The 13556-nt window shown below is 62.4% G+C and carries 14 protein-coding genes; 6 read left to right on the top strand and 8 right to left on the bottom strand.

All coding sequences use genetic code 11. From position 1 onward, the window contains the following. The first annotated feature begins 4 nt into the window (after window positions 1-4). Entirely contained in the window at window positions 5-1453 is a 1449-nt protein-coding gene (locus ACIOU9_RS11610) for an amino acid permease (RefSeq protein ID WP_105658647.1), read from the top strand. On the opposite strand, the gene pgm is transcribed toward ACIOU9_RS11610, so the two are convergent. Continuing rightward, window positions 1450-3048 carry a phosphoglucomutase (alpha-D-glucose-1,6-bisphosphate-dependent) gene (gene pgm / locus ACIOU9_RS11605; protein WP_402696980.1) on the bottom strand — a complete coding sequence of 533 codons (1599 nt, stop codon included), beginning with the start codon at window positions 3046-3048 and terminating at the stop codon, window positions 1450-1452. The genes ACIOU9_RS11610 and pgm overlap by 4 nt on opposite strands. A gap of 56 nt (window positions 3049-3104) precedes the next feature. On the opposite strand from pgm, the gene ACIOU9_RS11600 reads away from it, so the two are divergent. Continuing rightward, complete coding sequence (locus ACIOU9_RS11600; RefSeq protein WP_105658645.1) at window positions 3105-3443, top strand: DUF4190 domain-containing protein; 339 nt, start codon at window positions 3105-3107, stop codon at window positions 3441-3443. A gap of 63 nt (window positions 3444-3506) precedes the next feature. On the opposite strand, the gene ACIOU9_RS11595 is transcribed toward ACIOU9_RS11600, so the two are convergent. Together ACIOU9_RS11595 and ACIOU9_RS11590 are read right to left on the bottom strand one after the other, a co-directional pair. Next, a complete protein-coding gene (locus tag ACIOU9_RS11595) occupies window positions 3507-4964 on the bottom strand; it encodes a peptide MFS transporter (RefSeq protein ID WP_105658644.1) in 1458 nt (485 codons plus the stop codon). Window positions 4965-5016: 52 nt separating this feature from the next. Beyond that, window positions 5017-6363 (bottom strand): amidase, encoded by a 1347-nt coding sequence (locus ACIOU9_RS11590; protein ID WP_332498965.1) that lies wholly within the window; start codon window positions 6361-6363, stop codon window positions 5017-5019. 67 nt (window positions 6364-6430) lie between these two features. Between ACIOU9_RS11590 and ACIOU9_RS11585 the strand changes: the two genes are divergently transcribed. After that, complete coding sequence (locus tag ACIOU9_RS11585) at window positions 6431-6757, top strand: rhodanese-like domain-containing protein (RefSeq protein ID WP_105658642.1); 327 nt, start codon at window positions 6431-6433, stop codon at window positions 6755-6757. Beyond that, window positions 6754-7677 carry a prephenate dehydratase gene (pheA, locus tag ACIOU9_RS11580; protein WP_105658641.1) on the top strand — a complete coding sequence of 308 codons (924 nt, stop codon included), beginning with the start codon at window positions 6754-6756 and terminating at the stop codon, window positions 7675-7677. Before ACIOU9_RS11585 ends, pheA begins: the two co-directional genes overlap by 4 nt. A gap of 65 nt (window positions 7678-7742) precedes the next feature. Here pheA and ACIOU9_RS11575 read toward each other — a convergent pair whose 3' ends face one another. Next, window positions 7743-8789 (bottom strand): diacylglycerol/lipid kinase family protein, encoded by a 1047-nt coding sequence (locus ACIOU9_RS11575; protein ID WP_402696977.1) that lies wholly within the window; start codon window positions 8787-8789, stop codon window positions 7743-7745. A 38-nt stretch (window positions 8790-8827) separates the two neighbouring features. On the opposite strand from ACIOU9_RS11575, the gene serS reads away from it, so the two are divergent. Beyond that, window positions 8828-10105 carry a serine--tRNA ligase gene (serS, locus tag ACIOU9_RS11570; protein WP_105658639.1) on the top strand — a complete coding sequence of 426 codons (1278 nt, stop codon included), beginning with the start codon at window positions 8828-8830 and terminating at the stop codon, window positions 10103-10105. 124 nt (window positions 10106-10229) lie between these two features. After that, the gene (locus tag ACIOU9_RS11565; protein WP_105662175.1) at window positions 10230-11060 is read left to right on the top strand and encodes an HAD family hydrolase; all 831 of its coding nucleotides are present in this window, start codon (window positions 10230-10232) and stop codon (window positions 11058-11060) included. Between the two features lie 9 nt (window positions 11061-11069). Here the strand turns inward: ACIOU9_RS11565 and ACIOU9_RS11560 are convergent, their stop codons facing one another. The 4 genes from ACIOU9_RS11560 to ACIOU9_RS11545 form a co-directional block, all read right to left on the bottom strand. Then, a complete protein-coding gene (locus tag ACIOU9_RS11560; RefSeq protein WP_105658637.1) occupies window positions 11070-11672 on the bottom strand; it encodes a hypothetical protein in 603 nt (200 codons plus the stop codon). Window positions 11673-11784: 112 nt separating this feature from the next. Then, window positions 11785-12444: a hypothetical protein gene (locus ACIOU9_RS11555; RefSeq protein ID WP_332487016.1), complete on the bottom strand. Its 660-nt coding sequence runs from the start codon at window positions 12442-12444 to the stop codon at window positions 11785-11787. A 179-nt stretch (window positions 12445-12623) separates the two neighbouring features. Continuing rightward, entirely contained in the window at window positions 12624-12845 is a 222-nt protein-coding gene (locus tag ACIOU9_RS11550) for a hypothetical protein (protein WP_133833724.1), read from the bottom strand. Window positions 12846-12854: 9 nt separating this feature from the next. Then, window positions 12855-13478, bottom strand: coding sequence for a pyroglutamyl-peptidase I (locus ACIOU9_RS11545; protein ID WP_332487018.1), 624 nt, complete (start codon window positions 13476-13478; stop codon window positions 12855-12857). Window positions 13479-13556: the final 78 nt, after the last annotated feature.

The raw sequence follows: 13556 nt of genomic DNA, 5'->3' as shown, positions 1-13556 counted from the left end.
ACGCATGACTGAGCCCGCACCGTCCCAGGACGGTTTGAAGCGTGGCCTCAAAGCTCGCCATATGCAGATGATTGCCATTGGCGGCTCGATTGGTACCGGACTATTCGTCGCGTCCGGCGGCACCATTGCCCAAGCTGGCCCCGGTGGCTCGCTGGTGGCCTACGCGCTGATCGGCATGATGGTGCTGCTCTTGATGCAGTCGTTGGGAGAAATGAGCGCCCGGCTTCCGGTCGCCGGCTCCTTCCAGACTTACGCAACGGTCTTCGTGAACCGCCACTTCGGCTTCGCGATCGGCTGGAACTACTGGTTCAACTGGGCCATTACCGTGGCTGCCGAACTGGTGGCAGCTGGCATCATCATGTCCTACTGGTTCCCTGATGCCCCGGGATGGATCTGGGCGGCCATCTTCCTGGTGCTGCTCACCGGATTGAATGCGCTGTCCGCCAAGGCCTTTGGCGAGGGCGAATACTGGTTGGCCGCGATCAAGGTCATCACCGTGGTGGTCTTCTTGATCTGCGGTGTCGCGATGATCTTCGGCATCCTGGGCGACTCCACCCCTGGCTTCAGCAATTGGACCGATGGCGAAGCGCCATTTGTTGGCGGCTGGCTGTCCATCGTCTCGGTCTTCATGATCGCCGGTTTCTCCTTCCAGGGAACCGAACTGATCGGCGTGGCCGCCGGTGAAGCCGAGAACCCCCAGCGCGACATCCCACGCGCCATCAAGGCGATCTTCTGGCGCATCATGCTCTTCTACATCGGCGCGATCTTCGTCATTGGCATGCTGATCCCGTATATGGATCCATCCCTGCTCTCTTCCGAGGCATCGGATATCACCACCTCGCCATTCACCCTGGTCTTCGAACGTGCGGGCGTAGCCTTCGCCGCGGCACTGATGAATGCGGTGATCCTCTCGGCCATCCTCTCCGCAGGCAACTCCGGCCTATATGCCTCTGCGCGCATGCTTTATTCGATGGCGTTGGACGGCAAGGCTCCAAAGATCTTCGCCCGCTTGAACAAGCGCGGCGTTCCCATGCCGGCAATGCTTCTAACCGCCTCGGTAGGCCTTTTCGGCTTCCTGACCGCGATTGTCGGCCAGGGTTCGGCATATACCTGGTTGCTGAACGTTTCGGGTCTCTCCGGCTTCATTGCCTGGGTGGGTATCGCAGTGTGCCACTACAAATTCCGTAAGGCATATATTGCCAGCGGGCAGGATCTCGCGAACCTGCCGTACAAGGCGCCACTGTTCCCGTTGGGACCGATCCTGGCTTTCGTGATCCTGATCGTGGTGATCGTCGGCCAGAACTACCAGGCGATCGTGGATGGAAACTTGCTGCAGATGGCTTCGAGCTACATTGGCTTGCCGATCTTCCTGCTGCTCTGGCTGGGCCACTGGCTGGCTACCCGCAAGCAGCCAGCCGTGGCCATCGATCCATGGACCGCAAAGCTGCACTAGCCAGCTAGCGCAGCATCAACAATCACCCGAGCTTCAGCCAGCACCTGCTGCAGATGCTCGGGTGATTTTGTTGATTCTGCATAGATCTTGTAGATGTCTTCCGTGCCCGATGGGCGCGCGGCAAACCATGCGTGCTCGCTGGAAACCTTCAAGCCGCCAATGGGGAAGCCGGCCGCTTGCGTGGCCTTGGCGGTAATCGGATCCGATGCCAGTTCGGTAGCGGTGACCATCGATGGGTCCAGCTTGCCCAGTACGGCCTTCTGCTCGCGGTTTGCGGGCGCGTCAAAGCGGTCGTAGAAGCTGGGGCCGTGGCGCTCTACCAGTTCGGCATGCAGCTGGCTGGGGCTCTTGCCGGTTACTGCGCGGATCTCGCTGGCCAGCAGGGCCAGCATCAGGCCGTCCTTGTCGGTGCTGAATGCCTTGCCGGAGAAGTCCAAGAAGCTTGCCCCGGCCGATTCCTCGCCGCAAAAAGCGACCCTGCCGGAAGCCAGCGGTTCAACGAAGTACTTGAAGCCCACCGGTACCTCGCGCAGGGTCCGGCTGTGGGAAGCCACCACCTTGTCGATGAGCACCGAGGAGACCAGGGTCTTGCCGATCTGGGCATCACCTGGCCACTGCGGACGGTGGGTGAGCAGGTAGTCGATGGCCACGGCCAGGAAGTGGTTCGGATTCATCAGGCCGGCATCCGGGGTGACAATGCCGTGGCGGTCAGCATCGGCATCGTTCCCGGTCGCGATGTCGTACTTCTCGCGATTGGCCACGAGGGAGGCCATTGCATGGGCGGAGGAGCAATCCATGCGGATCTTCCCGTCCTTGTCCAAGGTCATGAAGCCGAAGCGCGGATCCACGGACTCGTTGACCACTTCGAGGTTCAGGCCGTATCGGCGGCCGATTTCGCCCCAGTAGTGCACCGAAGCCCCGCCCAGCGGATCTGCGCCAATGGAAATGCCGGACTCGGCGATGGCCTTGAAGTCGATGACTTCAGCCATATTGGCGATGTACAGTTCGCGGAAGTCGAAAGGCCGGGCATTCGGCTCGCCGCGCTTGACCGCTCCGCTGGCCAGCAATTCGTTGGCCCGTGCAGCGATGGGTCCGGTGATTCCGGATTCTGCCGGTCCGCCATGCGGCGGGTTGTACTTGATGCCGCCGTCGGTTGGCGGGTTGTGCGATGGGGTGATGATCAGGCCATCGGCCTGTTCGCCGCCGCTAGCGTTATGTACCAGGATTGCGTGGCTGACCGCTGGAGTGGGAGTCAGTCCGTCATCGGCGAGCACGGTGACGCCGTTGCCTGCCAAGACTTCAAGGGCGGTGCGGTATGCGGGCGCGGAGAGTGCGTGGCTGTCCTTGCCCACGTACATCGGGCCGGTGATCCCCGCACCGTTGCGGTAGTCGACCACGGCCTGGGTGATCGCAGCGATATGCGTTTCATTGAAGGTTGTGTTCAGGGAGCTTCCGCGATGTCCCGAGGTGCCGAAAATGACGGCCTGGTCGGGGTTGCCGCTGGAAGGAACCAGGGTGCTGTAGGCATCGAGTACCTCCTGCAAATTGATCAGGTCTGATTCTTGGGCTGGCTGGCCAGCTCGGAGGTGTGCCACAGATTGCCTTTCAGATTGATGCGCTTATCGCAGTTTCGTAGAAGAATGGTAGGCAAATGAGCTACTACCAGTATCCGCAGAACCCCTACCAACGACCGCCTGAATCCGCCGGCCTCTCGGTGGCTTCCCTGGTGCTTGGCATCTTGTCGTTGCTAGGCTTCACTGTCATTATCCTTGTTCCGCTGGCCGGAGTCATTACCGGGCACCTGGCCTACCGGCGTGAACCCAGCTCCCGGGGCTTGAGCCTGGCCGGGCTAATTACCTCATGGATTGGATTGGCACTAGCCATAGTCATTTATGCGGTAGCCATCTGGTTCTTCTGGGCATTGTCAACCGGGTTCGGCTACGACTCGTATTACGACAACGTGACCTTCTCACAAGGGCTTCTTCGATAATCCCCGGGCATGAAAAAAGCGGTTGGTTCAAATGAACCAACCGCTTTTCGCATGATCGAACGCCTAGAGGATCGGGCCCATCAGCTTCTTCAAGGCCGGGGTAGCTGCCATCATGGCAATACCCAGGACAACAGCGGTGCCGCCCATGGCGATGAAGTACGGGATCTCGTTGCCCTCGGTGTAGTAGCCGGCCAGCACACCCGACAGGGTGGTGCCCAGCGAAACCGACAGGAAGAACAAGGCGATCATCTGGGTGCCGAAGGCGGCTGGAGCCAGCTTGGTGGCAATTGCCTGGCCCACTGGCGAGAGCAGCAGCTCGGCAAAGGTGCACAGCAGCAGGATGCCGACCAGCGCCAGCAGCGGGGTCTTCACGAAGGATTCCAGCGGGATGAACAGCAAGAAGGCCGCACCCACAACCACCAGTGCCAGGCCGAACTTCATTGATGTGCGTGGCTGGCGCTTGCCCAGTTTGGTCCACAATGCGGCGAAGATACCGGCGAAGATGATGATGAAGACCGGGTTGATCGAGGTAACCCAGCTCGGTGGCATTTCCCAGCTGCCCAGGTGGCGGTCCAGGCGCTGATCCGAGTAAGCGGCAATGAAGGTGAACTGCTGCTGGAACAGGGCCCAGAAGGCAGCCGAACCGATGTAGAACGGAATGAATGCCCAGACTTGCTTGCGCTCGGTGGCGTCAACCTTCTTGCTGCGCAGGATCAACGCGAAGTAGATGATCGAAGCGGCGATCACCACGTAGGCGATGGTGCTTGCCAAATTCTCCGGAGTCACGATCTTGGATGCGAAAGCGGCAATGATCAGAACGATCACGGCAGCGAAGATGACCACATAGCGGTTGCGCTCAGAGGCAGGCAGCGGGTTGCTTGGGATGCGGCCGGAGTCCGGCAGCTTCTTGCGTCCAAGGGCATAGATCCCCAGGCCGATAGCCATGCCGACCGCGGCAGCGGCGAAGCCGATGTGGAAGCCGTACTGGACCTGCAGCCAACCGGTGAGCAGTGGGCCGAGCAGCCCGCCGATGTTCACGCCCATGTAGAACAGGGAGAAGCCGGCATCGATGCGCGGATCTTCCTTGGAGTACAGGGAGCCCACCAGGGCTACAGCGTTGGCCTTCAGGCCGCCGGAACCGACGGCAACGAAGATCAGGCCGATAACCAGTCCGGCATAGCCGGGCAGGAGCGCCAGGCCAATATGGCCGATCATGATCGCGATAGCCGAGAAGAACAGGACGCGTTCCGAGCCGAACAGGCGGTCGGAGAGCCACGCGCCCAGGATGGTGGACAGGTAGACAGCGCCGCCGTAGGCGCCGACCAGCGACAGAGCCAGACCCTGGTCCATGCCCAGGCCGCCGTCGGTGACCGAGTAGTACATGTAGTAAGCCAGCAAGCCCTGCATGCCGTAGAAGGAGAATCGTTCCCACATTTCCACGCTGAAGAGGCTTGCGAGCGCACCGGGGTGACCGAAGAAGGTCTTTCCGGAAGCTTTGGTGCTCGTTGTTGCAGTAGACATACGTAATATTTTTCGCCCTTGCCCACCCGAGTACCTACTTATATGGGAAAGGTCACACCTGTATCTGGGCTGCCAGCGCGAGCAGCAGTCCTTCGTCCGAGCGCGGGGAAATCAGCTGAATACTCATTGGTAACCCCTCGTTGGAGTGGCCTACCGGAACGGTGATGGCCGCTACTGAGGCGACGTTCACCATGGAAGTGTAGGGGGTGTACTGGCACTGCAACATATAATCCACATCGGCTGTGGATTGTGTATAGTGCCCGATCTTCGGCGGGATCGAGGCCATGGCAGGGGTGGCCACGACATCGTAGGCGGACCATTGGCGCACGAAGTCGGCCGCAATCTGCTTCAACCTCGAACCTGCCTGCAGGCTCTGTTCCAGCGAGCGGTCGGCGGCACGTCGGCGGAAATCCCTTGCCAAATCGCCGAGCAGCGAATCATCCGCGACCGGAACGTCCTTCAGCCCATTGGTCCACACCGCCGCGAAGGTTTCCGGATAGTCCGTGGCGTAGTGCAGGTTGGCCGGCTGGACGCGATGCCGTTCTCCAAGGCGTTCAAGGCCCTGGGCAAATGAAGCCCGGGCTTCTTGCGCCAGGGTAATTTCATAGACCGGTTCAAACGGGGAATGGATGCTGTACCCAATCTTCAGCCCGTCCAGGCGCTGGGGGTAGCTTCCCTGCAGCAACGGCAGATAGTGGTCCTTGCCGCGCATGGCGTCAAGCAGCAAAGCCGCATCCAAGGCATCATGGGCCAACGGTCCGCTAACCGCTAGCTTCGGTGCGCCCATGGGATCGGTGTAGCCATCAAGGATGTCGCTGGGAACGCGGCCCAAAGAAGGCTTCAGGCCTACCAGCCCGCAGGCGGCCGCGGGGATGCGAACCGAACCGCCGCCATCAGAGCCCGGACCCAGCGGAATCATGCCGGCGGCAATCGCCGCGGCCTGCCCGCCAGAGGAACCGCCCGACGAGCGCGTGGGATCAAAGGGATTGCGTGATGGGGGCGCCACGAGGTTCTCTGAATAGCTGCTCAGCCCGAATTCCGGAACCTGCGTCTTGCCCAGGACCACCACGCCCTCGGCGCGCAGCCTGGCCACCAAGGAGTGATCACGTTCAGCGACCATCGCAGGCATCGCCGCAGTGCCATAGGTGGTAGGCATCCCGGCCACGTCATTGAGGTCCTTGAACGCGGTGGGGAGCCCATGCAGGCGGCCAATGTCGCCACGGGCATGCGCCTGGTCCGCCGCTGCCGCGGCCTCCATCGCATTTTCTGCCACGTGGACGAAAGCACCTAGGTCCGCCTGCTCTTCGATGCGCTTGAGGTAGTGCTCGGTGACCTCGCGGCTTGAACGCTCGCCGCGGGCCAGCTCGTCTCGCAATTTCAGGGCGCTTGAGGGAAACATGTCGGCTTTCGACGCAGGAAATGACTAGTCTTATAAGCAAACACCCTATGTGAGAGGAATGCTAGCCGTGAGCGATTTTGAGACTGTTTCGGTCAATGATGTCCCGAAGGATGCCTTCATCCTTGACGTGCGCGAAGACTTCGAATGGGAAGCCGGCCGTGCTGCCGGAGCAACCCATATTCCCCTTGGCTCCTTGCCAGAGAAGATTTCCGAGCTTGACCCGGATGTAGACACCTACGTCATCTGCCGTACCGGTGGCCGTTCGGCCCAGGCCGCATCGTGGCTCACCGTGATGGGCTACACCGCCTTCAACGTCGCCGGCGGTTCCGATGCGTGGATCGAAGCGGGCTTGCCAATGGAAGCGGATAACGGCCAGGAGCCAACCGTACGATGAACTATGCCTATCTGGGACCTGCTGGCACTTTCACCGAGTCGGCCCTGCTGCAGGTTCCCGGGGCTGCCGAGGCGCAGCGGATCGCGGCCTCCAACGTCAACGTGGCGCTGACCATGGTGCGCGAGGGGACCGCGGACGCGGCGATGGTCCCGATCGAGAACTCGGTAGAAGGCGGCGTTTCGGCCACCTTGGACGCCATTGCGCAGGGCGAAGCCCTGCAGATTGTTTCCGAAATCCTGGTTCCGATCACTTTCGTGCTGGCGGTACGCCCCGGCATCGACTCGCTGGAGCAGATAAGGCAGATCTCCACCCACGGGCATGCCTGGGCGCAGTGCCGCTTATGGGCCGAAGCGAATATTCCCGGGGCCGCATTCACCCCGGCTTCTTCCACGGCAGCCGGCGCCCTGGCTCTCGAAGAGGACGAACCGCCGCATGATGCGGCGATCTGCTCTCCGCTGGTAGCCCAGGAGCGCGGCCTGAAGGTGCTGGCCAGCGGGGTCGAGGACAATATCGGCGCGGTGACCCGCTTCATCCTCGTGACTCGTCCGGGAAGGATTCCGCAGCCTACCGGCGTGGACAAGTCAACGCTGATCCTGCCGCTGCCCGAGGACCGTCCCGGTGCGCTGATGGAAATTCTCGAGCAATTCACCGCCCGCGGCGTGAACCTCTCGCGCATCGAATCGCGTCCTACAGGCAAGAGCCTGGGCGAGTACTTCTTCTCCGTCGATATCGAAGGCCACGTGGCCGAGGAACGCGTTGCCGCCGCCTTGTCGGGGCTGCACCGGCTGTCCCCGCACCTGCGCTTCCTCGGTTCCTACCCAGCCGCCCAAGGCCTGGAGCCGGCCGTGGATACCCATAATTCAGATGCGGCATTCAGTGAAGCCCGTGCCTGGGTGCAGTCGCTGCGCGACCGGCTTTAAGCAGGCAGCGCGAAGGCCCGGCCTAGCTCCCCGCAAGGGGAAATCGGCCGGGCCTTCGGCATGCGCTACGGGGTGCGCAGGCGCAGGGCGCTCGGGTTCACGGACACCTGCAGTTCGTTGACCTGGCCGGTGGGGTCCCCGTCGATCTGGGTATTCATCGGCTCATCGCAACGCAGCGATACGCCAGAGGTCTGGTAGAAGCTCATCACCGGAATCTTGTTCTTGGCGCGGAATGCGGTCTTGAGCAGGATCCAGGTCCAGCCGGCGGCCGAGCGGGGAGAAAGGATCACTGCGTCGAGCACGCCGTCGTCGATCTTGGCGTCGGGCACGAAATCCAGGCCCTGCAGCTTTCCGCAGTTGGCGAAGAGCACCGAACGGACCTTGCGGGTCTGCCAGCTCTCGTCGCCCAAGAGCTTGAAGCTGACCTTCTTGCGCTGGCCCGGCAACTGGCGCAGGCCGGCTTCCGAGTAGGCCAGCCAGCCAACCTTGGATTTCAGCTCTTCGTTGGTGTCGTCAAACAGGTCGGCGTCGGTGCCCACGCCGGCGATGACCAGGAAAGCATGATCCGCCTCCTTGCCGTCCAGCAGCTGCAGCTTCATGTGCCCGACGTCGATCCGGCGAACCATCCCGCGCACTGCCACCAGCGCCGCGGTGTGCAGGTCATCGAGCGGAATATCCACGTTGCGGGCCAGCAGGTTGCCAGTGCCCAGCGGCAGGATTCCCAGGGATGCGCCGGTGCCTTCGAGCACTTCCGCGACGGCGCGGATGGTTCCGTCGCCACCTGCGGCAATAATTGTGTCGCATTGCGCATCGAGTGCTTCACGGGCTGCATCCTGGCCGGCGTTGTCCTTGGTCGTTTCAAGGACCAGCGGTGCTTCCAGGCCCGCTTCAGCGCAGACGCGGACCACGGCTTCCCTTGCTTCGTCAGCACCTGACTTGGAAGGATTGATGACCAGGGCCACCTTGGTAGCCGCTGCCTGTTCAGCCGCTTCGGGCTGCTTGATCAGCGGTTTGCTGTAGTTCGAAAGCTTGCGCACCGAATACCAACTGGTCGCCGCGGCGGCAGCTGCAGCAGCCACGGCAGAGAAAACGATCACACGATTTGTCTGCATAATGCTCTCATCGTACTCATGATTGCTACCCTTAACATGTGATCGACCTGAAAATGCTCACCGAAAATCCGGATTTGTACCGTGCCTCGCAACGCGCGCGCGGTGCCGACGAGTCGTTAATTGACCAGCTGCTGGCAGCTGACACGGCACGTCGTGAAACCATCGCCACCTACGAGCGCCTGCGTGCCGAGCAGAATGCGTTCTCCAAGAAGGTCGGCAAGGCCAAGGGCGACGAGCGCGCCGCCCTGCTTGCCGAGGTCAAGGAGCTCGCTGCCGCGGTGAAGTCCGCCCAGGCCGAGTCCGACGCGGCCTCCGCCAAGTGCACCGCACTGCAGCGTTCCATCCCCAACCTGATCATCGACGGCATCCCGGCCGGCGGCGAGGATGACTTCACCGTCGTCAAGCACGTGGGCACCGCCCGCGACTTCAAGGCCGAGGGCTTCGAGCCGCTGGACCACCTGCAGATCGCCGAGAAGCTGGACGCCATCGACATGGAACGCGGCGCCAAGGTTTCCGGCTCGCGCTTCTACTTCCTCAAGGGCATCGGCGCCCGGCTGGAAATCGCGATGATGAACATGGCCCTGGATGTGGCCATGGCGCACGACTTCATCCCGATGATCACCCCGACCCTGGTCCGCCCCGAAACCATGCAGGGCACCGGCTTCGATGTCGAGCACGACGACGAGATCTACAAGCTCGAGCGCGACAACATGTACCTGGTCGGCACCTCGGAGGTGGCCCTGGCCGGCTACCACGCGGACGAGATCATGGATCTGGCCGACGGCCCGATCCGCTACGCCGGCTGGTCCTCCTGCTACCGCCGCGAGGCTGGTTCGGCTGGCAAGGACACCCGCGGCATCATCCGCGTGCACCAGTTCAACAAGCTGGAGATGTTCGTCTACGCCAGCGTCGAGGACGCCGAAGCAGAGCACCAGAAGCTGCTGGCCATGGAAGAGGACATGCTCGGGCGCATGGAACTTCCCTACCGCGTGATCGACACCGCCGCCGGGGATTTGGGCATGAGCGCCGCGCGCAAGTTCGACTGCGAAGCCTGGGTTCCTACCCAGGGCACCTTCCGCGAACTGACCTCGACCTCGAACTGCACCACCTTCCAGGCCCGCCGCCTGAATATCCGCGAACGCGAGATTATCGACGGCAAGGCCGGCAAGACCCGTTCGGTGGCGACGCTGAACGGCACCCTGGCGACCACCCGCTGGCTCGTGGCGATTCTGGAAAACCACCAGAACCCGGACGGTTCGGTCAACGTGCCCAAGGCGCTGCAGCCTTACCTTGGCGGACTCGAAGTACTCAAGTAGCCAATGACCGGCCATTTGCCGGCTGCCCCTCGCGGGCAGCCGGCAAATGCTTTTAACCGGTTGTTCACTTGGCGCTGTGCCTTGGGTCATCGCCAAAAACCCGCGGTGGTGGTTAACTTGAGCCATGACTGTTATGACTAAGCTCGGCAACGATGACCGGCTGACCAAGCAAAAATTGATGATTTGCCTTGACGTGGATGGCACCATCGTCAACCACCAGGGGGAAATGAGCCAGCGCGTGCGCGATGCCGCGCGGGCTGTAGTGGCCCAGGGCCATGAGGTAATCATCTCCACCGGCCGCTCCTTGGGTGCGGCCCTGCCCATCATGGCGGAACTGGGCATCGACCATGGCTATGTCGTGGTCAGCAACGGCGGCGTGCTCGCAAAGGTGTGCCAGGATGAAGTCGAGATCCTGCACCGCGAGATCTTCGACCCGTCGACAGCGCTCAAGGCGCTGCGCGACCAGCTTCCCAAAGCCAAGTACGCCTTGGAAAACGAGCGCGGCGAATTCCTTTCCAGCGAAACCTTCGGCGACATGAGCTTTGGCGCCGAGAGCAAGGTCGTTGATTTCGGCGAGCTGGTCAACAGCAAGGCCGTGCGCGTGGTGGTTTTCTCCACCGACAACACCGCCGAGGAATTCGGGCATGCCGTGCAGAGCCTGGGGCTCTCCGGGGTGACCTACTCGGTGGGCTGGACCGCTTGGCTGGATATTGCCGCCGAGGGTACCACCAAGGCCAGCGGCCTGGAGCGGCTGCGGGCGATCCTGAAGTTCGATTCGAAGGACTCGCTGGCAGTAGGCGATGGCCGCAATGACGTCGAAATGCTGCAGTGGGCCGGACATGGCGTGGCCATGGGCCAAGCGCCGGATGAGGTCAAGGCAGCGGCCGACGCCGTGACTGAAGGCGTTGACCAGGATGGCCTGGCCATCGTCCTGGAAGGGCTGCTGGGCAGCTAGCACCAGAGTCTAGAGCTGGTCGGTGTATTCCAGCAGCCGGGCGATCGCTGCCCGCGCGCCCAGCTCGTCGTTGTAGCCCGAACGCACGATCGCCGCAGATACTGCCTGGGGAGTGATTCCCAGGATCCCGGCGACCGCTTTTTGCTGCCCGCGCACACCGGGAGTCAACAGGTCAACGACGGACCATTCGGCCTCGGTGCGGGTGCGGATCCACTGTCCGAGCATGCGCAGCAGGCCCTCGAGCTCGCCGTCCATCTCGTCATTGCCCGAGGAAACGCAGATCGGGACCCTTTCGCCGCGGTGGCTGGCCGCCTCCAGCGCGCCGAGCGCGCGCCGCGCCGCCCTGCCCTCGACCAGGTCGGCCTCTGCGGGCACCGGCTCGTACAGGCTGCCGATGCCCAGCCCGATATTGCAGAAGTTCAGCCGTGCCACGCGCAGCAGCGCGTCGACGGCGGCATCGGGGTCACTGGGCACTCCGAGCAGCAGCTGCCCGCTGAGCGCGGTGAACGGCGCGTGGGTGTCGACTTGTTCCAGCTGGTGCCAGAGCTGCTCGCTGGCGGCGGCAACATCGGTGACCGAGCGGGGCCGGGGGCTGAGCGCAACGACAAACATGATTCAAGTATTGCGTGTGCAACCGGGTTTGTCGCGCACTGTGCGGCACTTGGCGGCTAACGGTGCTGCTCCAGCCTGATGCTGGTCCGCCGGCTGGCGGGGTCAGGAGGAACTAGGACAGGGTGCTGCTGGGCGCGCCCTGCTGGGCGGGCAGCGCAACGGTCGTGTACTTGAAGAAGAACTGCGTAGCGGGGCCAATCAGCAGCGCATAAGCCACCGTGCCCACGCCCACCGGACCGCCGAGCAACCAGCCGATCCCCAGCACGCACACCTCGATAATGGTGCGCAGCAGGCGGATCGATTTGCCGGTGCGCAAATGCAGCCCGGTCATCAGGCCGTCGCGCGGGCCGGGGCCGAAATGGCAGCCGATGTACAGGGCGCCGCCAAGGCCATTGACGGCGATGGCGCCAACCAGGGTCAGGATCTGCCAGCCCAACCCGTGGACATCAGGGATGAGCCAGAGAAAGAAGTCCAGGCCAAGCCCGATGAGCAGCACATTGGCGACGGTGCCCAATCCTGGCCACTGCTTGAGCGGAATCCAGGCCAGCAGCACCACGACGCCGACGATGATCACTATCGTTCCCAGCGACAGCGGAATGTAGTTGGCCAGGCCCAGGTGAAGCACATCCCACGGATCCACGCCGAGCTGGGCGCGGATCAGCAGTGCCATGGCCAGCGCAAAAAGCAAGAGGCCGATGAACAGATTTGCAAGACGCAGGGGGAGCTTTCCGGCACGCAGCTGATCGAGCGGAGTGAGATTATGCAGGGTCATGATGCTTCAAGGCTAGCCCTGCGCTGAACCCCGGCAGTAATCCCGCAAGTATCAGATGGTCACATTCCTAGTCCCAGTCCAGCCATGGTGCAGCGAGCCCCGAGACAACCAGGGCGAAAGCTCCGATGAAAAGAAAGCCGATGGCAAGCGAAAAAAGAACCATCCAGCGGGTGGGACTGCTATTCATTATCGGATCCAGGCTTTCGTTTCATCATGATCCCGGTCAAGCGGGCCACCGAGTAGACGGCGCCAAACAGGGGAATAGGCATGGCTAGGGCCAGCGGTATGGCGGTGCGCACACAGCGTTCGCGGAGGAACTGCACCAGCACAAAGAGCGTGCCCAGCGCCCACAGCACCAGAATGCCAACTTCCAGGCCGTCCAGTGCCATTACCGCTTCCATGAAAGCAGTCTATCCACCGGGGGCGAGGCTTCCCAGTATCGCAATGCCCAGGGCCGACGATAGCTGGCTCAGGTCCCCGGGCCGAGGTTGGCTGGCCGATGCGTCGGTTTCAGCACCAACCGTGGCTTGAACCCCTGGCGGGCGCAGTGCGGGAACATGGATGAACAATGCCGGGACCGGTTGGGAATACGCCAAATACGCAATGTGGTTGCACACGAAACGCCCGGCATCCTCGGAGACCCTTGCCTCATAGCCTGCGGCGAGCAGGGCGCGGACGGCCGCTGCTGGATCAAGTGTGGCATCCAAGCGTCCCGGCGCATTCGCCTTGATGGCCGCTGACCGTGGCTGGGCGCCATCATTGTCGGGGATGCGGGCATCATCTTCGTTAAAAGCCCATCGCTCCGGCGTGATTGCATTCCGGCCGCCGGCTTCGCCGACGCAAATCAGCGCATCGGGCTGGTGCTTCGCCAAGAGCGATTCGAGTGCTTTGCCGGAGGCCGCGAAGGACACCGGAAGCATGGCGGTGAGGACCTGATGCTCGCCCAGCTGCCTGGGAAGGCTGGAAACGGCTTCCTGGCTGGCATTGAATTCGTCGTTGCCGAACGGCTCGAAACCGGTGACCAAAATATGCATGGACCCATTATGGACCCAAACTGTCGGTGTCCGCTGATAGGACTGAGGCAATGGTCCGCTCGACAGTTTTTGGTTAGG

Origin of the sequence: Glutamicibacter sp. NPDC087583 (genome assembly GCF_044743685.1) — a bacterium.
Taxonomy (GTDB): domain Bacteria; phylum Actinomycetota; class Actinomycetes; order Actinomycetales; family Micrococcaceae; genus Glutamicibacter.
The sequence above is the reverse complement of the archived record's forward strand: the minus strand, read 5'-3'. Positions and strand labels throughout refer to the sequence as shown.